The sequence below is a fragment of the Vibrio splendidus 12E03 genome (assembly GCF_000272105.2).
Lineage (GTDB): Bacteria > Pseudomonadota > Gammaproteobacteria > Enterobacterales > Vibrionaceae > Vibrio > Vibrio splendidus_I.
Genome location: NZ_AJZD02000309.1, coordinates 1 through 21352, shown reverse-complemented (window position 1 = coordinate 21352; position 21352 = coordinate 1). Strand labels below are relative to the sequence as shown.

The following is a 21352-nucleotide window of genomic DNA, read 5'->3' as shown; positions in this document are numbered from 1 at the left end:
ACAGCGCCAATTTAGGCGCTGTTTTCTAGGGTGCAATGAGTGGTAATAACCTCAACAACTAAGACGTCGCTTTGTGCGTAATTCCTGACTTATCAACAACCCCTTCAGCAAACTCACCACGCTCAAGTTTTTCGCGTAAAATTGCATGCTGGTCTTCAGTAAAGGTATAACGAGACATAATAAATATACGTACCAAAGCCCCTAAAGCCGGCAGTAAAGCAATACAAAAGAACATGCCATTCAATGCTGTTTCTGTTTGGTCCGCATTTGGAACATAACCAATAGTTGTCAGGATCAGACCTGTTAAACCACCTGCTACCGCAACGGATAATTTACCTGTAAATGTTTGACCAGAGAAAGTTATCGCTGCTGTACGCTTACCACTATGGTAGTAAGAGTATTCAACAGTATCTGCAATCATCGCTGAAATAAGCGGGTTAGTCATCATAAAGAGCCCCGTTACTACTGCCAGCCACATCATCACCACCGTTGTGTTGTCATAACCTGTTAGATAAAAACCAACACGTGCGATAACTTCCAACACACATAGAGCAATAAAGATATCTCTCTTCTTGAAACGTTTAGTTAGGATTGGCGTCGCTAAACACGCGATAGCACTGACTAAAGTGATAGTACCAACCAATGAAACTAAACCTGCATCGCCCATGTTGTAGGTGAAAAAGAAAATGTATAAACCATTAACTAGATTGAAGAACACATTCATAAAGAATGCAGCCAAGATGAAGAATAATGGCTTGTTTTTACGTACCGCTTGAAAAGTATCTTTCAGTGTTACTTTTTCACAGCTCGCCGTCGAAATACGCTCTTTGGTATTGTAGAAACCGTTCAGCATAAACAGCAGACCTGCCACCATCAATACGATAACAGCAGGTAAGTAACCTTGATCAGCACGACCATCAGCAAAAAATGCGCTTAATTTAGGAAAAATAACCAGCGTTGCGCCAATACCAGCATTAACACCTAACATGGCACACGTTGCTGCTTTGGCACGCTCTTGAGGCTCATCAGTCATCACCGACGACATTGACCAAAATGGCACATCAGAGATGGTATAAAGGGTACCCCACAGAATATAAGTGATACCTGCATACATCACTTTAGTCGACATGTCCGCATCGATATTATAGAAGGCAACGATGGTCACCAATACAATCAAAAACGGAGTAAACAACATGTAGGGACGGAACTTACCGAAGCGAAATTCTAACGTATCCATATAGCCAGCAATCAACGGATCATTAACAGCATCCCACACTCGTGCAATAAGAAATATGGTACTCGCAGCAATCGGCGAAATACCGAGAATATCGGTGTAGAAGTATAAGATGAACGAGCCAACCAAGCCAAAACTAAAGCATTGGCCCACGCCATAGCCGAAATAAGAAATCAGCTCTCTATTGTTCAATCTATTTTTTATAGTAGTCATTGTTCACGTCTCGGTTGATTTGATTCTAGTTTAGAAGCCGACCTTTTTCTCTAGGCCGGCTAAATGACAGTTATTCCACCTCTGCGAGTGTTTGAATCAACTGTACTTCGCTTGCATCATATGGCTGTCCTTGCTCATCAAGCAGATCGTGGAACCACTGACTGGCATAGTTAACGTCATTGCGTTTAATTTCAGGCCAAGGAAGGTGCGTTTGTGTTTTACCTTTCACTAATCCCCATTGATAGCAGCCAATATTCTTATCTTTAAAAATTGGCAGCTGTTCATGTAAGGAAGATTGTGCATGACGTGCTAACCACTCGGTACACATCATCGGGCGATTGTGCGCTTGCACAACTTTCAGCGCTTCATGGAACAAATCCAACGGAAGATAAGCATGGAAAGTGATAATGTCCGATAGCTCCATCGCTCGGCGATCGGTTGGATGCTCAAAAATAGGCAAACTACGGTCGAGAATACTAGGGCAATGCCATGCACCCACCGTTAGGGGCTGAGTCGGGTTCACATCGCGCGCCCACTCAAACGCTTTTTCCATCAACTCGTGGCTGAACATCTCCATTTCTTCATCGTAAGCTAGCTCACCAGTGGTGGTAAAAATCATACGGTTGGTTGGCTCGTTGTACAGATCCCAAATCGCAATACGCGGGTCGTTTTTATAAGTCGAGATAATGTCACGGATGTAAGTTTCAACGTCACCCCACTGTGACTTATCCATTACAACATTACGACCTGGGCTGGCCGCAGCTTGGCTATTATGCAGGTCAGGGACAGGGGCTTTTTGTTGACCTAGATACGGATGGTCACCGGAGAATCCACAATCATCCATTGGGGTCATCATCACCTTAATCTGGTTTCGTTCACAAATATCTAAGAAATGATCAATGCGCTCATGCAGTCCTTGGCGGTCGACTTGCCACACAATGAAAGGCAAATTGGTACGCAGTGTGTTGTAGCCAACCTCTCTCGCCCAAGCCAACTCTTGTTCCATTATTTCTGGTGAAAATGAGTCGGCTTGCCACATTTCGTTCCAGTTTACAGCCGTCCTTGGTAAGTAATTAAATCCACGTAACCATCCATGTTGTTGTTGCCATTGCCACGCTTTGTCTTCAGACCATCTTTTCATCTTACTCACCTAGAAACTAAATTATTAACTAATAATATTAGCTAATATAATGAGCTGCATTTTTATCGCTACTATCTAAGATTAAAAACGAGTGAGCAATCACAACTATCAGACTGCTCGGACAACTTTTTGTGATCCCCATCTTTAACAGGTGATCGAAAGCTGATAATTAGCTAATATCTTTAGCTAACTAAGTTGGGTTGAAATTTACGATGGCTAAAAAAATCACTATGAGTGACATTGCTGCAGCGGCAGGTGTGTCTCAATCAACGGTATCACTGGTACTTAATGGTTCAACGTCTGTAAAAATTGCAGACACCACAAAAAGTAAAGTGCTCGATACCGCCGAATCACTTGGCTACAAAAATAAGAAAGTCGCTCATGCGCTGGGTCGACCTAATAAAATAGCACTGGTTGTCAACGGGTTATCGAGTTATGACCCTTTTATTGATGCTATAAACTCAGCGCGTGAAGAGGCTTGGGCGAACGACTTTATTTTAGTGATCTTCAATTACAGCCACGATGAAGTGCTAGCGAGCAAAATTGAAGTGGAAATCAACAGCGGAGATTATGCAGGCTTGGTGTACGCATCGAGCATGACTCGTGAACTTGAACAACAACGGGTCAATATGCCTCTGCCAACCGTGCTCCTAAACTGCACAAACGAAAGCAATAGCGATGCACCAAGCATTTTACCTGCCGATATGATCGGTGCTTACAAAGCGGTCTCTCACCTTATCCAACAAGGCTATTGTCGTATTGCTATGCTCACGGGCGAAAACTGGATGCTTGCGAGCCAACAACGCAGTGAAGGCTACCGTCAGGCACTAATTGATGCCGATATTGTCCCGAACAGCAATTACTTAGCAGAGGCCAACTGGTCATTAAAAGAAGCACATCAGCAGACATTAGCTTTGTTTAAGTTAGCTCAACCACCAGAAGCTATCTTTTGTGGCAGTGATTACATGGCGATGGGGTGCTATCAAGCACTGTCTGAACTAGGGCTTAAGATCCCTCAAGATGTCGCGGTCGTTGGCTACGATAACCAACAAATCGCATCGGAAAGTTTTCCTGCGTTAACATCCGTTGAATTACCTTACTCAGATATGGGCAAGCTAGCGATTGAGTCCTTAATGGCGCAAATTGAGGCTCAGCCTTTGTTATCCAGTAGACGAAAAGTGGAAGGAGAATTGATTATTCGTACATCCTCAACACCATCGGATAAGGTGGGCACATAGCCCACCAATAGTTAGGGCCTAAAACTTAAACTGATAAACCGTCTGATGTTGATAAAGCTCTCCAGACTTCAGGAGCCCGCGGTTAGGTCCCCATTCTGGCTTATTAGGACCATCTGGAAAATATTGGGTTTCTAAGCAAAGACCATCGTACAACTCATAATTTTTACTCTTACCAGGCGTCCCTGCTAGAAAGTTACCCGAATAAAACTGAATAGCAGGCTTCGTCGTTTTTACCTTCATCACGACTTCTTTTGCAGGTGCAACCAGAACCGCTGCAACCGACTCTCCATCGGTCACTTCAGGCTGAAACACAAAAGCATGATCATAGCCACCAGCCATTTTCTGGTCCGACTCAGTCAGAAAATCCCGCCCAATGAGCTTTGCGTGTGAAAAATCAAAACTCGTATCCTTAACCGCCTTTATTTCTCCCGTTGGTATTAAGCCTTGATCTGTCGGTAAATAATGGCCTGAACTCAACTGCAATACATGATCCAAGCTTTTCGAACCAGAAGCCTCACCAGCCAAATTAAAGTAAGCATGATTGGTTAAGTTAACGGGGCAAGTCTTATCAGTATTGGCTTCATAAGAAATAAATACTTGGTTGTCATCCGTTAGAGAATAGGTAACTTTGACACCAAGATTACCCGGATACCCTTGATCACCATCTTTGGTATGAAGAGTAAACACTACCTTTTGTGCACTTTGTTCAACAATGCTCCAACGCTTTTTATCAAAGCCCTCTACTCCACCATGTAATGAGTTTTCACCATTATTAACCCCGAGTTGGTAGCGCTTCCCTTCAAGTTCGAATTGGCCTTTAGCGATACGGTTTGCAAAACGCCCAACAATCGCACCAAAATAAGAGCTCTGATCCATATGTTCAGCCATATTGGGTGAGCGAAGTAACACCTCTCGAGCTACTTCATTCACTGGCATAGAACAACTCAGCCAAGTAGCTCCAATATCCATGAAGGATACACTCATTCCATTGCTGTTCTTGAGGTGGACCAGTTTAGCTAACTGACCATCAAACGATGGAGTGGATGCCATGTCTTGCTCTAATTGCTCAAAGTTAGTAATCATTAGTGCCTCTTCGTCTCACAAAAATAGCGTTATATCACCACTACCCCACTTACAACTAATAATATTAGCTAATATTTTGATCTAAATTGCCTTTTACTTAATTCACATACCTTTTCAAGCGTCAGAAACAAAAACAACGCCAATTCAGGCGCTGTTTTTGTTTGTTATTTAGCTAATACATTAAGCGATAAAAATCTGTGCTAGCGCATAACCCAAACAACATGCACCTACTACACCGATTAAACCCACCGACATGAATGAGTGGTTGAAGTACCACTTACCAATCTTGGTGGTGCCAGAAACATCGAAGTTTACTGTTGCGATATCTGATGGGTAGTTCGGGATGAAGAAGTAGCCGTAAACCGCTGGCATCAAGCCGATAAGCAGGGCTGGGTCTAATCCTAAGCCAAGGCCAACCGGTAGCATCATACGTGCAGTTGCTGCTTGAGAGTTCACCACAACCGATACGATGAATAACGCTAGTGCGAACGTCCATGGGTAGTTGGTCACCATTTCCACGATGCCAGATTTGAACTGAGGCATTGCGTATTGGAAGTAAGTATCCGACATCCATGCGATACCGAAGATAGCAATTGCTGCCACCATACCTGATTTAAATACCACACCATTTGGCACGTCACGCGGATCAGTTTTAGTTGCCAGCAAGATGATACCGCCGAAGCAGAGCATCATCATTTGGATGATCACCGACATCTTGATTGGTTTGTCGCCGTCTACGATGGTTCTGATCTCAGGCACCATCGCCACGATAACGATCACGACAATCGACAACAGGAAAATCAATACTGCATTACGAGCCGAAGTTGGCAGCACTTCATCCAAAGACGTCGCCGTGGTGCTTTCGATGCGCTTTTTCCACTCAGGATCTTTTAGGCGCGCTTGGTATTCAGGATCATCGTTCAGCTCTTTACCACGTTTCAAACTATACAGAGAAAGTAAAAGTGTGCCGAACAGCGTTGCAGGAACCGTCACCATCAAAATGGAAAGCAGAGTAATGGAGTGTTGGACATCGGAAAGTTGCGCGAGGTAATACACCACTGCAGCCGAGATTGGAGAAGCCGTAATCGCTAGCTGAGACGCCACTGATGCCGCTGCCATTGGACGCTCAGGACGAATACCATTCTTCAACGCAACATCGCCAATGATTGGCATGATTGAGTAAACCGCGTGGCCAGTACCCAATAGGAAAGTCATCGAGTAAGTCACGAACGGTGCTATCAAGGTGACGCGTTTCGGGTTCTTTCTCAGCACCCTTTCCGCGACTTGCAACATGTATTTCAAACCACCAGCCGCTTCTAAAATCGAAGCACAAGTCACAACGGCGAGAATGATCAACATTACGGTGACAGGTGGCGATGTTGGTGGCATCTTGAAGACAAACACCTCGATGACCAAACCAATACCAGAAACAACACCTAAGCCAATACCGCCATACCGAGACCCGATATAAAGGACGACTAATAAAAATAGAAATTCAAAATACAACATAAGCAACCCTGCTAAAAATGTGGACTAATGTTATTTTCTCCCTAAGCTCAGCCATTTACTTATTGATTGGTCACACTATGGTTGCAGGCTCCCGTTAATTGTTTTTTATAAGATTATGGTCACGCAAACCGACCTGTAAGTTTATGAAATGTAATAAGAAGCAAGACACACAAGCTCGGTTTGTTATGTGGAATAATCATAATTGTTTCTGTTAGATCTAGATGGCCTATAAAATATCAGGCTCATAACTGGACGATATTATTCCAACCACAACCAATCACATTTCAAGTCATTCAGAAGCATATTACCGAGCCGATTGGATACATTCTTACTGAACGCTGACTCGCCTATCACTAGACACTATGTCAAAATACCCTCCCTCACGACGACAACACAGAAAGAACCACGTATATGAATTTTCAAGCTGCTATTTTTGATATGGATGGACTGCTGCTCGACACCGAGCGACTTTGTATGCAGGTTTTTGAAGAAGCATGTCACGCGCAAGGTGTTCCGTTTTTGCAAGATGTCTACCTAGGCATCATTGGCTGTAACGCAAAAACCATCGAACAGATTTTTCGAAATGGCTACGGTGAAAACCTAGACTACCCAGCGCTGAATAACGAATGGCGCACGCGCTACAGTGCAATCGTTAAAAACCAAGCAATCCCGGTAAAAGACGGCGTGATTGAGTTGCTTGAATGGCTAAAATCAAACAGCATTCCAATTGCGGTCGCGACCTCCACTCAGCTTGATATCGCAAAGAAGAAACTTGAGCTGGCTGGCCTAGATTCGTACTTCACCTCGTTAAGCACAGGCTGCGAAGTGACTCACGGAAAGCCTCACCCAGAGATCTACCTGCTAGCGGCAGAACGCTTAGGTGTTGCACCTGAAACCTGCCTAGCGTTTGAAGACTCAAACAACGGTATTCGTGCATCAATGGCAGCGAACATGATCAGCTTCCAAATTCCAGATTTGGTTGAACCTTGCGAAGAAGTAAAAGCGCTTGGCCACACGATCAGCCCATCGCTGCATCATGTATTGGCGCAGCTACAACAGGCCGCCGCATAAGCTCTGATTACCGTTGATAACGCTTTAATCAACACAGAATAACCTTTCTATTAAGCCGACTCACAGAGTCGGTTTTTTTGTGGGTATTCCTTTTATAAAAGATAAAAACTCGCGCTTGAAACTGTTAAAGTCGATGTGAAACGATGGAAATCGAGAAGCAATATTGATAATGGAGAAAGAGACGCGTGATAGAAAAATTTGAAAGCCAACTGCTTGATTTTGCACAGCAAGAGATGACACAAGATGCAGCGCACGACATCAGCCATATTAAGCGCGTAGTCAAAACTGCCAAGGCTTTATGTACTCAAGAACAAGCTAAGCTTGAAGTCGTTCTGCCTGCCGCTTATCTTCATGACTGCTTCACCTTTCCTAAGAATCACCCAGACAGAGCCAAAAGCTCGCAAATGGCAGCAGACAAGGCGATCTCTTACCTCAAATCTATCGAGTATCCGGCGTCTTATCTCGACGAGATCCATCATGCGATTGTCACGCACAGCTACAGCGCCAACATCACACCAGAAACCTTGGAAGCACAGATTGTTCAAGATGCTGACCGCCTAGATTCTCTCGGTGCGATTGGCATTGCTCGCTGCCTATACGTTGGTCAAAGCTTTAACGCAGAGCTTTATAACCACGAAGACCCGTTCGCCAAGCAGCGTGACTTGAATGACAAGAATTACAGTGTCGACCATTTCTACGTGAAACTGTTCAAGCTGGCTGAAACCATGAATACAGAATCCGCCAAATTAGAAGCTAACAAGCGCACCGACTACATGCGTGGTTTTCTCGCTCAATTAGCGACAGAAGCTTAAGCTCCTTTTCATATAGAAATTAGTCCCCATATCATAAAGAATTGCTTTAGTTTGGAACCTCCAATGACCCAAGAAAAATTCGACACTATTTATCAACGTGCGGCTCACCGTAAAGGCGGAGCAGCAGAACTCGAAAAGATTGTTCGTGCGCCCCTTTCACAAGCTGAGCTATCGCAAATCACCGACGATCGTTGGCTAGCCGCCTTTACCGAAAAGGTATTCCAATGTGGTATTTCGTGGAATGTGGTGAGAAAGAAATGGCCGCAATTCGAAGAAGTGTTCTTTGAATTCGACATCGAAAAAATGCTAATGCTACCGAACGAGATGTGGGAGCAGAAAGCGCAAGACCCGCGCATTATTCGTCACCTTACTAAGGTGATGACTATCCCTGCCAATGCCACCATGATTCATAATGCCAAGCGCGAAGCCGATTCATTCTCACAAATGGTTGCCGACTGGCCATCAGAACGCATCACCGAACTTTGGGATTACCTAAAAAAACACGGCAAGCGATTAGGTGGTAATACTGGCGCTTACACCTTACGCCAAATGGGCAAAGATACCTTCATCTTGTCATCGGACGTTGAAGCGCACCTACGCAGCACCGATGTGGTAGATAGCGGTCGTAACACCAAGCGAGCACAAGTCGCGGCGAGTAAGGCTTTCAACGAATGGCAGCAGCAATCAGGTCGTAGCCTCAGCGAAATCAGCCAGATCGTGGCATACAGCTGCGGCGATAATCGCGTCTAGTTTTAGGGAGAATGACTTAAAGCTCTAGATCGCACACAGTTCCCTGCAAACTAAATGTTATAAGTCATTAACAAATAAGCGTGCATCGCACTTTCATCTAGTGGCATTGTATAGATAAATGTATACAATATAGAGTAATACTCATGAATTATTCTCGACCAAGCCAACTCGACTAAACAAGGGTCCTTATCTCTATGACAGTTCTCAAAAACTCTGTCTCCAAAGGTGTAAAAACGAAAGTAACAGGCCAGACTCAAGACGATGTTGTTTACTGCCATATCTTCGACGCGATACTAGAACAAAGGCTGCCACCAGCCACGAAATTAAGCGAAGAAGCACTAGCAGAAATCTTTGGCGTTAGCCGTACTATTATCCGCCGTGCCTTGCTGCGCCTCTCCTTAGAACAAGTTGTGGTGATCCGTCCTAACCGAGGTGCTGTGATTGCAGCCCCAACAGTAGACGAAGCCAAGCAGATATTTAAAGCACGTGAAGTGATGGAAATTGCTATCACTGAGCTAGCGGTTAAAAACGCAACCAAAGCCCAAATCGACGAGTGTAGAAAACTGGTCGCGAAAGAGAACTGCGCCTTTGACCAAGGTGACTATGGTTCTGGCTTACGTTTATCTGGTGAGTTCCACATCAAACTGGCTGAAATGGCTGAGAACGCGCCACTGCTGGCTTTCCAACGCAGCTTGGTATCGCAAACCTCTCTGCTTATTGCCCAGTATGAAACCGGTAGCCACTCAAACTGCTCTTTGGATGAGCATGAAGGATTGCTGGATGCGATAGAGTCTGGCGATGAAGAGCAAGCCGTTGACCTAATGCGAGAGCATTTAAGCCACATTCGTTCGAAGCTCAACCTAGACAGCAGCACAGCTTCTAGTGATCTGCATGTCGTGTTCTCAGATCTGCTTAAGAGCAAGTCATAGACGATTCAACAAGCGCTTAATAACCATCCGTTAACAACTTTTTGTTAACAGAATTGGAGAGAAGTAAGCCTCTGCGTTTACTTCTCTTTTTTGTGCCCTCTCCTCTAAAAACAAATACGACGATCGACTCACATCCATCTAAAAATACTGTCTATTCTGCCCTCAACAACGATCTTAGCCTCTACAGAATTACTTCCAACAGTGCCATAAACCCTGCCTTTATCTTGTATACATAGCTATCAATTCATTCACACCAAAAAACTATTCACCTTCAACTCAACTCCTTATAAAACAGACAACTATAGTCAAAATTAAATTGTACACAATCATCCGACGAGACTATTTGTTGCATTTTTGTAAATAAATAGTTGACCACAGGGTCAGGATGGATAATTATTGACCTAGAAGTCAAAAAGAATACACATGGAAATATGTCGATTTACAAGGAGGTCTCTTGATTACTTTTTTGCTCAATCAGGAAATAAGACGTGAAGATAATCTGTCGCCAAATATGACAGTGCTCAACTACCTTCGTACTAAGGTTAATAAAACGGGTACAAAAGAAGGTTGTGGGTCGGGTGACTGTGGTGCATGTACGGTAGTTCTCGGTGAAGTGGTTGATGGACAGTTGCAATACCGCTCGGTGAACTCTTGCCTTACGTTCGTTTCAGCGCTGCACGGAAAACAGCTAATCACAGTAGAAGATCTACAAAACCGAGATAAGTCACTGCACCCTGTACAGAAAGCTGTGGTTGATTTTCACGGTTCACAATGTGGTTACTGCACGCCGGGCTTCATCATGTCAATGTTCGCGCTAGGCAAGAACAAACCCGATGCGAGCAAAGAAGATGTCATGGAATCACTGGCGGGTAACCTATGTCGCTGTACAGGCTACCGACCTATTGTTGATGCCGCGATGTCGCTTTCAACAGATCAACCTTTGATCGACCAATTTGCTGAACTTGAACGCAACACCATCAAGAAGCTAGAAGATATTCAAGACACCGAAGCCAACCTACGCCTTGGTCACCTCACCGCTTTTTCCCCGAAAAGTACGGATGAGTTGGCCAAGCTTTTTCAAGCGCATCCCAACGCTAAGCTGGTAGCTGGCGGCACGGATTTAGCACTGGAAGTGACGCAGTTCCACCGCGAGATAGAAACACTGATCAGCGTAAACCTTGTTGAAGACATGAAGGTATGTGAAGAGACAGACACCGACTTAATCATTGGTGCCAACCTTCCAATCAGTGACTCTTACTCACTACTGAAAAAACACTACCCAGATTTTGGTGAACTGTTACACCGCTTTGCTTCGCTGCAAGTACGTAACCAAGGCACCATCGGCGGTAATGTTGCCAACGCCTCACCTATCGGTGATACGCCTCCCTTACTGATTGCTCTTAATGCGAAAATCAAACTACGCTGTGGTGATGAGTCACGCATCATGCCGATCGAAGATTATTTCATCAGCTACAAGGTGACGGCGCAGAAAGAGAGTGAGTTCATTGAACAAATCATCATCCCTAAACCAACCAACGACAGCTTCCGCGCTTACAAACTGTCTAAACGTTTAGACGATGACATCTCTGCAGTATGTGGTGCGTTCGATATTCAAATTGAAGATGGCAAGGTAACACACGCTCGTATCGCCTTTGGTGGTATGGCTGCAACGCCTAAGCGCGCAACCCGTTGTGAAAATACGTTATTAGGCAAACCATGGACAGACGCTAATATTAAGTTAGCGATGCAAGAACTGTATAACGACTTTGAACCGCTATCTGATTTCCGTGCAAGCCAAGAATACCGTTCATTGTCGGCGGCAAATATGTTGCGTCGTTACTTCATTGAACAACAGAACAAAAACAACCAAATCGAAACAAGGGTAACGTCTTATGTCTAAATCAAATTCCTCTGTTCACAAGAGCAATGCGATGACTCACGAAGAGATGGTTACCATTGCAAAACAAGACCTAAAAACTGGCGTAGGTAAAAGCGTTAAACACGACAGTGCAGCCAAACAAGTAACGGGCGAAGCGGTATACATTGATGACCGCCTAGAGTTTCCCAATCAACTGCACGTGTACGCACGCCTGAGTACTCAAGCACATGCGAAGATCACTAAGATCGACGTTTCACCGTGTTACGAATTTGATGGTGTAGCCATTGCTATCCAAGCCAAAGACGTTCCGGGTGAGCTGGATATCGGTGCAATCCTACCGGGTGACCCACTGCTTGCCGATGGCAAAGTAGAATATTACGGCCAACCTGTAATTGCCGTGGCAGCCAACGATTTAGAGACGGCACGCAAAGCCGCACATGCAGCCATTATTGAATACGAAGAGCTACCCGCGATTCTTGATGTAAAAGAAGCGCTAGAGAAAGAACACTTCGTAACAGAAAGCCACACTCAACAACGTGGTGACTCAAAAGCCGCACTGGCAAAAGCGAAACACGTGATCTCTGGTGACCTAGAGATCGGCGGACAAGAACACTTCTACCTAGAAACTCAAATCAGTAGTGTAATGCCAACCGAAGATGGCGGCATGATCGTCTACACCTCGACACAAAACCCGACCGAAGTTCAAAAACTGGTTGCGGAAGTGATTGGCGTACCGATGCACAAAGTCGTGATTGATATGCGTCGTATGGGTGGTGGTTTCGGTGGTAAAGAGACTCAAGCAGCCTCTCCAGCATGTATGGCTGCGGTTATTGCCCACCTTACAGGCCGACCAACCAAAATGCGTTTGCTGCGCAATGAAGACATGCAGCAAACCGGTAAACGCCACCCGTTCTACAATCAATACACAGTCGGTTTTGACGACAATGGTGTGATTCAAGGTGCCGACATTACCGTTGCAGGTAACTGTGGTTACTCGCCAGATTTATCAAGTTCTATCGTCGACCGAGCGATGTTCCACTCAGACAACGCCTATTATCTAGGTGATGCAACTGTAGTGGGTCATCGATGCAAAACCAACACCGCATCGAATACCGCTTACCGTGGCTTTGGTGGCCCGCAAGGCATGATGACCATTGAACACATCATGGACGAGATTGCGCGTTACCTGAAAAAAGATCCTTTGGAAGTACGTAAGGCGAACTACTACGGCGAAGAAGGCCGTAACGTGACCCATTACTACCAAACCGTTGAAGACAACTTTTTACCTGAGATAACCGAACAGCTTGAACGCAGCAGTGACTATCACGCACGTCGTAAAGACATTGCCGAGTTCAACAAGCAGAGCCCTATTTTGAAGAAAGGCCTTGCGATCACACCAGTGAAATTCGGTATCTCGTTTACTGCGACTTTCTTGAACCAAGCAGGTGCGCTCATCCATATCTACACCGATGGCAGTATTCATTTGAATCACGGTGGTACGGAAATGGGGCAAGGCTTGAACATCAAAGTGGCACAAATCGTTGCACAGGAGTTCCAAGTCGATGTCGAACGTATCCAGATCACCGCTACAAACACAGACAAAGTTCCTAACACATCACCAACCGCAGCCTCATCGGGCACCGACCTCAACGGTAAGGCCGCGCAAAACGCCGCAATGACCATTAAGCAGCGCCTGATTGACTTCGCTTCTTCGCACTTCAAAGTGTGGCCTGAAGAGGTGATATTTAAGAACGGTATGGTGCAGATCCGCGATGAGATCATGACCTTCAACTCGTTTGTTGAGCTGGCTTGGTTTAACCAGATTTCACTATCGAGCACTGGCTTCTACCGCACTCCGAAGATCTATTACGATCACGAGAAAGCGCGCGGTCGCCCGTTCTACTACTACGCGTATGGCGCTTCTTGTTCAGAAGTCATCATCGATATCCTAACCGGTGAAAACAAGATTCTGCGTGTTGATATTCTGCATGACGTGGGCGCTTCACTGAACCCTGCGATTGATATCGGCCAAGTCGAAGGTGGCTTTGTACAAGGTGTCGGTTGGTTAACAACGGAAGAGTTGGTGTGGAACCAGCAAGGCCGCTTAATGACCAACAGCCCTGCAAGCTACAAAATCCCTGCGATTGCTGATATGCCAATTGATTTCAGAACGCACCTTTTGGAAAACCGCAGCAACCCAGAAGACACAGTATTCAACTCGAAAGCCGTGGGTGAGCCACCTTTCATGTTAGGTATGTCGGTATGGAGCGCACTAAAAGATGCGATTAGCTATGTCGCTGTCGATGGCGCGATACCTAAGCTCAACACACCTGCAACGCCAGAGCGTATTCTGATGGCTATTCAGGAAGTCTCTGAAACAGCCCCGACCTCGGTCGATGCTCAATCAGAAACGGCTTAATAAGACTGATATAGAGCTTAGGAAGCATAGAAGGGATTTAGGAGGACATATGTTTAAGGATAATTGGATTCACGAACTGGCAAAACTGGAAGAGAACTACGAACCATGTGTCATGGTGACAGTGCTTGAAGACAGAGGCTCAGTGCCACGTGATGCGGGTACCAAGATGCTTGTCACTCGTGACCGAATCATCGCTACGATTGGTGGTGGTCACCTTGAACATGTGGCCACTAAAATGGCGCGTGAGATGCTGATTGCCAGTGAAAAGTCGCTCAAAGTGGAACGTTTTAACCTAGGCGCTCGCTTGGGCCAGTGTTGTGGCGGAATGGCAACATTAAGCTTTGAACCGATTGGCACTCAACAGAACCACCTTGTGCTGTTTGGCGCTGGTCATGTGGCAAAAGCGCTGCTGCACATTGTCGCGACCCTGCCCTTCCGTGTGACCTGGATTGATGAACGTGAAGAAGTGTTCCCTGACACGCTTCCTCACGGCGTCAAAAAGCTAGTCACAGACGATCCAGTTGGCGAAGTTAAACACATGCCACCGAACAGCTACTACCTAGTAATGACCCACAACCACCAGCTTGATTTCGATTTAACGAAAGCCATTATCGACCGTGAAGACAGCCGTTACTTCGGCATGATCGGCTCGCTGACCAAGCGTAAGAAGTTTGACTTCCGCTTAGAGCAACGTGGCTATAGCCAAGAGCAAATTGAAACTATGATTTGCCCAATTGGCATTAGTGCTGTTAATGGCAAACATCCCGCTGAAATCGCGGTATCGGTTGCGGGTGAACTGATCGCACACTATCAGGGCCAAGCACTTGAACAAAAGCGCCCAACCAAACAATATCAAAATCAGGATTTGACCGATCAACACAGTCAACCAAGCGATATAGGCGAACCACCATTGGAAGAGAAGATCGCCTAATAAAAGTCGCAAAGCTTTAGCGGCCATAAAGTCGCTGAAGTCATTAAAAGGAAGTAAACATGACAACCCAACGCAAAGCTTATCGCGCCAGCATTTTACACAGCGTCGCCGACCCAAAAGACGTCGGTATCGATGAGTCTTACGACTATTTTGAAGACGGTGTTTTAGTGGTTGAGAACGGCCACATCGTCGATTTAGGCCATGCCGATGAAGTATTGGCTCGCCAGCCTAAAACACTCGAAGTAAAAGAATACAAAGACAAGCTGATCACCTCTGGCTTTATTGATACGCACATCCACTACCCTCAAACGGGGATGATCGCGTCTTACGGTGAGCAGCTACTTGATTGGTTAGAGAACTACACCTTCCCTGAAGAAAAACGCTTCAAAAACCCAGTCTATGCACACAAAGTGGCGAAGCTATTCCTAGACGAATTAGCAAGCAACGGCACCACCACGGCACTGGTATTTGGCACTGTACACAAAGAGTCGGTTAACGTGTTCTTTGAAGAAGCTGAGAAACGTAACCTACGCATGATCGCGGGTAAGGTGCTGATGGATCGCAATGCTCCTGATTACCTGACTGACACACCAGAATCTGGCTATACAGACTCAAAAGAGCTGATCGAAAAGTGGCATAACCGCGGCCGTTTGCTTTACGCGGTGACACCTCGTTTTGCACCAACCAGCACACCAGAACAACTTGCTACTGTAGGTAAACTGCTAGAAGAATACCCAGACGTGTACATGCATACTCACCTTTCTGAAAACGAGAAAGAGATCGAGTGGGTGAAATCGCTGTTCCCAGAGCGCGACAGCTACTTAGATGTGTATGACCACTATGGTCTGCTGCACAAACGCTCCGTATTCGCCCATGGCATTCACTTGTCTGACTGCGAATGTAAGCGCCTAGCGGACACCGAATCCGCCATCGCTTTCTGTCCGACCTCTAACCTGTTCTTAGGCTCAGGTTTATTCCGATTACCCGAAATGGAAGAGCACGGCATTCGTGTTGGTATGGGTACTGATGTAGGCGCAGGCACTAGCTTCTCAATCCTGCAAACCATGAGCGAAGCCTACAAGATCATGCAGCTACAACATAAGAAGCTGCACCCAGCCAAATCACTGTTCTTGGCAACATTAGGTGGCGCACGTTCTCTGCATTTAGAAGACAAAATTGGTAACTTGGAAGTAGGAAAAGAAGCCGATTTCGTGGTGCTCGACTTACACGCCACACAATTGATGCGCTTTAGAATGGAACAAGCGACCAAGCTTGAAGAAAAACTATTTGTACTAATGAGTTTGGGTGACGACAGAACCGTCAGCGAGACTTACATCTACGGTGAGAAAGCCTACGATGTGAATTTCAAAGACTACAAGAAGCTCGTTAGCTAGACTTAAAACCGAGTAACAATCGCTAGACAGCGGCAGCCGTCGTTAATTAAAAATCCGTCCAGATTTATCTAGCCTTTAAAGATCAGTTGCTGATGCCACTGGTCTTTTTTGTGCTTCATTCAAAGAAATATAAATTAACCGTTCACAAACAGCGATCTTCGGTGACGCCAAGTCATTATATTGATAGGTTAATGTTTATACATATCGACTTTATGCTTCGTTTGGCCTCTCTTTAAAACATTCGTTTCTCAGCTAAATGGAAGCACCCAATCTAGAAAGGAATTCTATGTTCGAACAGGTCGTCAGCATTCTGTTTCCCGTTTTTGCTTTAGCCAGTGCTGGCTTTGCGGTCGGTCGTTGGCTTAAGCCCGATTTCAAACCGATCAATCGCATCAATATGGATGTTTGTATTCCTGCTTTGGTGTTTGCATCGCTGACCACCATGCCCCTCGACACTGAACAGCTGCCACTTATCTCAGCCTCTTTGGTGGCGGTGTTGGTGCCTGCTTTGTTGATGATTCCAATCTGTAAGATTTTTAAGCTCAACTTCAAAGCCTGGGCTCCGCCACACATGTTTCGTAACAGTGGCAACCTCGCGATTCCTCTGTTCACGTATACCTTTGGCGAGAGCGCATTAGCCCCTGCGGTACTGCTGTTTGTGGTGTCGGCGTGTGTGCACATTAGTGTTGGTTTGGCGCTATTAAGCGATGGCAATCCGATCAAGCAGATCCTCAAGATGCCGATCTTCTTAGCCGCCGCATTAGCGATGACGCTCAACTTATCTGGCATTGCAGTATGGAATCCAATCTACGAAGCCACATCGCTACTTGGCCAAGCTGCCGTGCCAATCATGCTATTGTCGCTGGGCTCGCAAATGGTTAACTTGAGGCTAAGTGGGTTAAAGGTTGGCTTGCTGTGTACGGCCCAATCGCTGTTTACTGGCGCCATCGCCTTTACCATCATCTACTTCTTTATTCCGCTACCAACACTGCACCTGCAAATGATGGTGCTGTTCACCATGCTGCCACCCGCCGTGATGAACTACCTGTTCGCAGAACGCTTCAATGTCGAGCCACCCAAGGTCGCGTCTATGGTGTTGTTCGGTAACTTCCTGAGCGTGGTTACCTTGCCTATCTTGCTGTCTTTCGCGCTGTCTTTATCGAACTAATTATTTGCACATTTATCCAATTTGAGCTCTGCGGTCACTTTCGTCAAACGCAACGCAATTGCGAAGCAGACTAAGTAAGGACTCACATACCAGAAGATGCTTTCTAGTGGCTGCTTCACCTGCGCTTCTCTGGTTTTAATGTATTGGTTCTTCTGTTTTTCATACTGACTCAGCATGCCACTCACCCACACGGCGTCGCTTTCCACCAGCGATACGCTAGGCGCAGGAACCGTGAAATCGGCGGCGTTGGGCAACAGAGTGAAATCGACATCTTTAAAAGTGATAGCTGTATTCAAATACCACAAGCACGCCTCGTGGTGCTGTCCGTGAGAGTCTAGAGATGGCTGACCTGTGCAGATGTCGCTTCTGAGTTTGTCCAAAGAGAACTTCTGAATCGACTCTAAAATAGTGACCGCTCTGGTTTGTTCAGTCTCGACCCAATCACCAGCTACCGATGCCCGAATTTCAGACACCGCACCTAGCATCCCGATACCCGCCAAGAACGGCCATAAATAATCCATAAGCTTCCACTTTCGTCGGCTCAAGTTGAACCCACACCAAATCGGAAGATGAAAAAGGAGCGTTAGCCCAAGCGATAGCAAAACGAAATTCAAGGAGCTAGAGAGCATGAGTTCGCTATCGAAGAAGTTCTTCATAATGAGAGACTTGCCTGTATAACAAAGAGAAATTTGATACTAGGTTCGATGTTAGAAAAGAGTGTAAGGGGAAAGTAAAAACAGCACCAAGATTGGTGTTGGCGCTGTTTATTTAAGCAACCACCGGCTTTTCCATAGGGATGCAATCGAGGCTAATACCTCTAGGCGAGTGATAAGTGGAAAGTTCATCGCCAATAAAGCCACACGAACGATAAAACGTAGCGGCATTCAGGGTCGATTCTAACTTCATTAATGGCAAGTTGTGTTGAATCGCGAGCTCCTCTAAGAACTGCAACATCTGCTTCGCTGCGCCTTTTCCCGCAAAGTCAGGGTCAACAAAAATAGCATCAACCATACCGGTTTCGATGTTGATCTTACCGCTGCCAATCACTCGACCATCAACTTCTGATACGTGGAAGGTTTCAACTACATCACTGATGAATCCATCAGACATTCCACCCTGCGTCCATATTGACAGCTGTTCTTCTGAGTAATAAGCCGAGCACTTCTCGACAATGGCACGGCTTCGGATATCGAAAATATCCTGAGCATCAGACTCAACCGCTTTTCTAATTGTAATCATAAGCCTACCTCTGGTGACTAAAAGATACTACTTGCTAGTAAATCGAATAACTACTCGGTGACTAACGCTGGAGATTGCTTCCCCTTAGCTGACATAAGATAAAAACCAACGGCACCAACAACTGAAATTAATATCACACTAAACCAAGTGAAAGTGTACCCATAATCATCGATAAAGTAGCCAATCACGATAAAACTAGGCATGACGAAAACCGTTCGCAAGGTAATGAGCACGCCTTGAATGCGTCCACGATGACTCGACGGGGAGTTATTTGCTAAATATATGCCCTCTTTTGTCAAAAGAAGAACCTCGCCCGCAGATAGAAATAGCCAAGCAAAGAAATGAACAGGAATGTTGGGAAACAACATGACGAGCATATAACCAAAGGCAAACATAAAGCCTGCATAAGCAAGGCTTACGGTTTCAGCCTTACCTGACGTGAACTTCATTAAGATTGGCGTAATCAGCACCACTACAACACAAGCGTAAGTCATAAGTTGCCCGAAAATAATTGGGCCTTGCTCTCCAAACACATGACTCAAATACAATGGACTCGCCATAGTCATTTGATTTAGCGAATACCACAGTAATCCACATAGAAAAGTGAACAACAAAAGCCGTGGCCTTGATTTTAAAACTGACCAAACCGAACCAGAAACGGGCTGCTCCAGTTCACTCTTGCTGGTCGATTCCATTCCAGGTTGCAACTTCACAAATGCAGCCACAATAAAAACACAAAAAAGAGCCGCAAAACCGTTGCCGAAAAATATCCAGTCAGTGTGATTCCAGAACAAGTACCCAGCCATAACAGGACCAAGAGCTGAACCAAAGTTATAGGCTAGATAACTCAGTGACATAACTGCATCACGATTCTGAGGGGTAGAAAGGTCAGCAACTAAAGCATTACTCGCGGGCAACGCTAAGCCGCCAAAGAAATAGGCACAAAACAAAAACACAGGTACGACGACCGGAGCATCGGCGAAGAAACCACAAATAATCAATAATACAGCACACATAAACTCGCCAAACACCATGACCCGTTTATGTCCCAACCTATCCGCTAATCTCCCACCTAAAAAGCTCCCTAAAAGGTAAGAGCCCGTCACACCCATGGCAAGGGAACCTGCGACTGTTGCGGAATAACCCAACTTATCGGTTAACAGTAAGACTAAAAATGGAACGATAAAGTTACCCATTCCCAGAATCATTCTAGCCAGTGCTAAATAATAGATGCTATTCGGTAAATACCTGTAAATAGAAATGGCTGAGAAAAGCTTATGAATCATGAAATGCCTAAAGTATGTAAGTGCTTAATTATGAATCTCTATTCGATAGTACTGAAATCTAGGTTTCTAGGTACCGCAACACTAACAACCTGACTTCCCGCGATTAAGTCATGCAAGCAGCGTCTGTTTTTACGTAAAGCAAACAGATAGTTTAGCAACGCAATAAATTGACCAATAACAGGAATATAAACAAAGATGTTCATAGGTAAAATTCGTTTGATCATTATGTCGAATAACCCTAGTTGCTTGCCATCCATATCGACAATCGCGATTTCCATTATATTTTTGCCTATAGTCTGCCCTTTCTTATGCAGCAAATAGCCATTCAACAAAAGGAACACGAGCCAACCGTAAACAGTGACTGCGATTAGTTCTGCTGTATCAGCTGTCCCTGTTTCAAATATTTTTTGGAAATAATCGGTATAGAGATAAATTGGCATGACAATAGCCACAGCAATTAAGACGTCAATAAAAACGGCCCAAAAGCGTAGCCATCTAGACGCGAGTTTTACTTCAGGTACATTTTCAACTGTCAATGACAGGCTTTCTAATGATTCGTGCTCATTTTTTCCCAAATTGTTGGCTGACACACTAACAACTTGAGTGCCTGCGATTAAGTCATGCAAGCAACGTCTGTTTTTTCGGAAAATGAAAAGAGAATCCAACATGGATATTAAATGGCCAGTGAGAGGTATAATAGTAAAGGGAATCATAGGTATCATTCGTTTACCCACTATTTTATATAACCCTATAGGTTTACCTTCCATATCGACAATCGCAATTTCCATTAGATGTTTGCCAATCGTCTGCCCCTTCTTATTCAGTAAATACCCATGTACCAACAAAAACATCAGCCCTAAATAGGCATAGACAGCAGCGACTTCTCTAAAGTCTATCACCCCTGTATCGAGTGTTTTTTGGAAACAATCTGTATACATAAAGATTGGCGCAATGATGACAGCAGTAATTACACCATCAATAAAAAACGCTAAAAAACGAGGCCATCGAGATGCAGGGACAACTTCGGTGCGTATTTCGGTGATTGCGATCGGCTGT

At 45.2% G+C, this 21352-nt stretch carries 18 protein-coding genes; 10 read left to right on the top strand and 8 right to left on the bottom strand.

Annotation, left to right across the window (positions count from 1 at the left end; translation table 11 throughout):
* Window positions 1–58 precede the first annotated feature (58 nt).
* Both A142_RS19390 and A142_RS19385 read right to left on the bottom strand, forming a co-directional pair.
* Complete coding sequence (locus tag A142_RS19390) at window positions 59–1447, bottom strand: MFS transporter (protein WP_029405361.1); 1389 nt, start codon at window positions 1445–1447, stop codon at window positions 59–61.
* Window positions 1448–1517: 70 nt separating this feature from the next.
* Complete coding sequence (locus A142_RS19385) at window positions 1518–2588, bottom strand: cellulase family glycosylhydrolase (protein WP_019821267.1); 1071 nt, start codon at window positions 2586–2588, stop codon at window positions 1518–1520.
* 212 nt (window positions 2589–2800) lie between these two features.
* Here A142_RS19385 and A142_RS19380 point away from each other — a divergent pair, with 212 nt between their 5' ends.
* Complete coding sequence (locus A142_RS19380; RefSeq protein WP_019821266.1) at window positions 2801–3826, top strand: LacI family DNA-binding transcriptional regulator; 1026 nt, start codon at window positions 2801–2803, stop codon at window positions 3824–3826.
* Window positions 3827–3844: 18 nt separating this feature from the next.
* Here the strand turns inward: A142_RS19380 and galM are convergent, their stop codons facing one another.
* Together galM and A142_RS19370 are read right to left on the bottom strand one after the other, a co-directional pair.
* The gene (gene galM / locus A142_RS19375; protein ID WP_019821265.1) at window positions 3845–4909 is read right to left on the bottom strand and encodes a galactose-1-epimerase; all 1065 of its coding nucleotides are present in this window, start codon (window positions 4907–4909) and stop codon (window positions 3845–3847) included.
* Between the two features lie 180 nt (window positions 4910–5089).
* Window positions 5090–6418 carry an anaerobic C4-dicarboxylate transporter gene (locus tag A142_RS19370; protein ID WP_029405360.1) on the bottom strand — a complete coding sequence of 443 codons (1329 nt, stop codon included), beginning with the start codon at window positions 6416–6418 and terminating at the stop codon, window positions 5090–5092.
* 411 nt (window positions 6419–6829) lie between these two features.
* On the opposite strand from A142_RS19370, the gene A142_RS19365 reads away from it, so the two are divergent.
* From A142_RS19365 to A142_RS19325, 9 genes are all read left to right on the top strand, one after another.
* On the top strand, window positions 6830–7489 hold the full coding sequence (locus A142_RS19365; RefSeq protein ID WP_019821262.1) for an HAD family hydrolase: 660 nt from the start codon (window positions 6830–6832) through the stop codon (window positions 7487–7489).
* A gap of 185 nt (window positions 7490–7674) precedes the next feature.
* Window positions 7675–8301 carry an HD domain-containing protein gene (locus A142_RS19360; protein ID WP_019821261.1) on the top strand — a complete coding sequence of 209 codons (627 nt, stop codon included), beginning with the start codon at window positions 7675–7677 and terminating at the stop codon, window positions 8299–8301.
* A 63-nt stretch (window positions 8302–8364) separates the two neighbouring features.
* The gene (locus tag A142_RS19355; RefSeq protein WP_019821260.1) at window positions 8365–9051 is read left to right on the top strand and encodes a DNA-3-methyladenine glycosylase I; all 687 of its coding nucleotides are present in this window, start codon (window positions 8365–8367) and stop codon (window positions 9049–9051) included.
* A 194-nt stretch (window positions 9052–9245) separates the two neighbouring features.
* Window positions 9246–9980 carry a GntR family transcriptional regulator gene (locus A142_RS19350; protein WP_019821259.1) on the top strand — a complete coding sequence of 245 codons (735 nt, stop codon included), beginning with the start codon at window positions 9246–9248 and terminating at the stop codon, window positions 9978–9980.
* A gap of 454 nt (window positions 9981–10434) precedes the next feature.
* Complete coding sequence (gene xdhA / locus A142_RS19345) at window positions 10435–11880, top strand: xanthine dehydrogenase small subunit (protein ID WP_032545372.1); 1446 nt, start codon at window positions 10435–10437, stop codon at window positions 11878–11880.
* Window positions 11873–14278 (top strand): xanthine dehydrogenase molybdopterin binding subunit, encoded by a 2406-nt coding sequence (xdhB, locus tag A142_RS19340; protein WP_019821256.1) that lies wholly within the window; start codon window positions 11873–11875, stop codon window positions 14276–14278. Before xdhA ends, xdhB begins: the two co-directional genes overlap by 8 nt.
* 49 nt (window positions 14279–14327) lie before the next feature.
* Window positions 14328–15209: a xanthine dehydrogenase accessory protein XdhC gene (gene xdhC / locus A142_RS19335; RefSeq protein WP_019821255.1), complete on the top strand. Its 882-nt coding sequence runs from the start codon at window positions 14328–14330 to the stop codon at window positions 15207–15209.
* Window positions 15210–15268: 59 nt separating this feature from the next.
* Window positions 15269–16603, top strand: a complete 1335-nt coding sequence (gene guaD / locus A142_RS19330; protein ID WP_019821253.1) for a guanine deaminase — start codon at window positions 15269–15271, stop codon at window positions 16601–16603.
* A 286-nt stretch (window positions 16604–16889) separates the two neighbouring features.
* Entirely contained in the window at window positions 16890–17771 is an 882-nt protein-coding gene (locus tag A142_RS19325) for an AEC family transporter (protein WP_019821252.1), read from the top strand.
* Here the strand turns inward: A142_RS19325 and A142_RS19320 are convergent.
* The 4 genes from A142_RS19320 to A142_RS24530 form a co-directional block, all read right to left on the bottom strand.
* Window positions 17768–18292, bottom strand: coding sequence for a hypothetical protein (locus A142_RS19320; protein ID WP_029405359.1), 525 nt, complete (start codon window positions 18290–18292; stop codon window positions 17768–17770). The genes A142_RS19325 and A142_RS19320 overlap by 4 nt on opposite strands.
* 247 nt (window positions 18293–18539) lie before the next feature.
* A complete protein-coding gene (locus tag A142_RS19315) occupies window positions 18540–19010 on the bottom strand; it encodes a GNAT family N-acetyltransferase (RefSeq protein WP_019821249.1) in 471 nt (156 codons plus the stop codon).
* 50 nt (window positions 19011–19060) lie between these two features.
* Entirely contained in the window at window positions 19061–20296 is a 1236-nt protein-coding gene (locus tag A142_RS19310) for an MFS transporter (RefSeq protein ID WP_019821248.1), read from the bottom strand.
* Window positions 20297–20334: 38 nt separating this feature from the next.
* A partial coding sequence (locus tag A142_RS24530) for an RDD family protein (RefSeq protein ID WP_050546517.1) occupies window positions 20335–21352 on the bottom strand: 1018 nt, incomplete at its 5' end.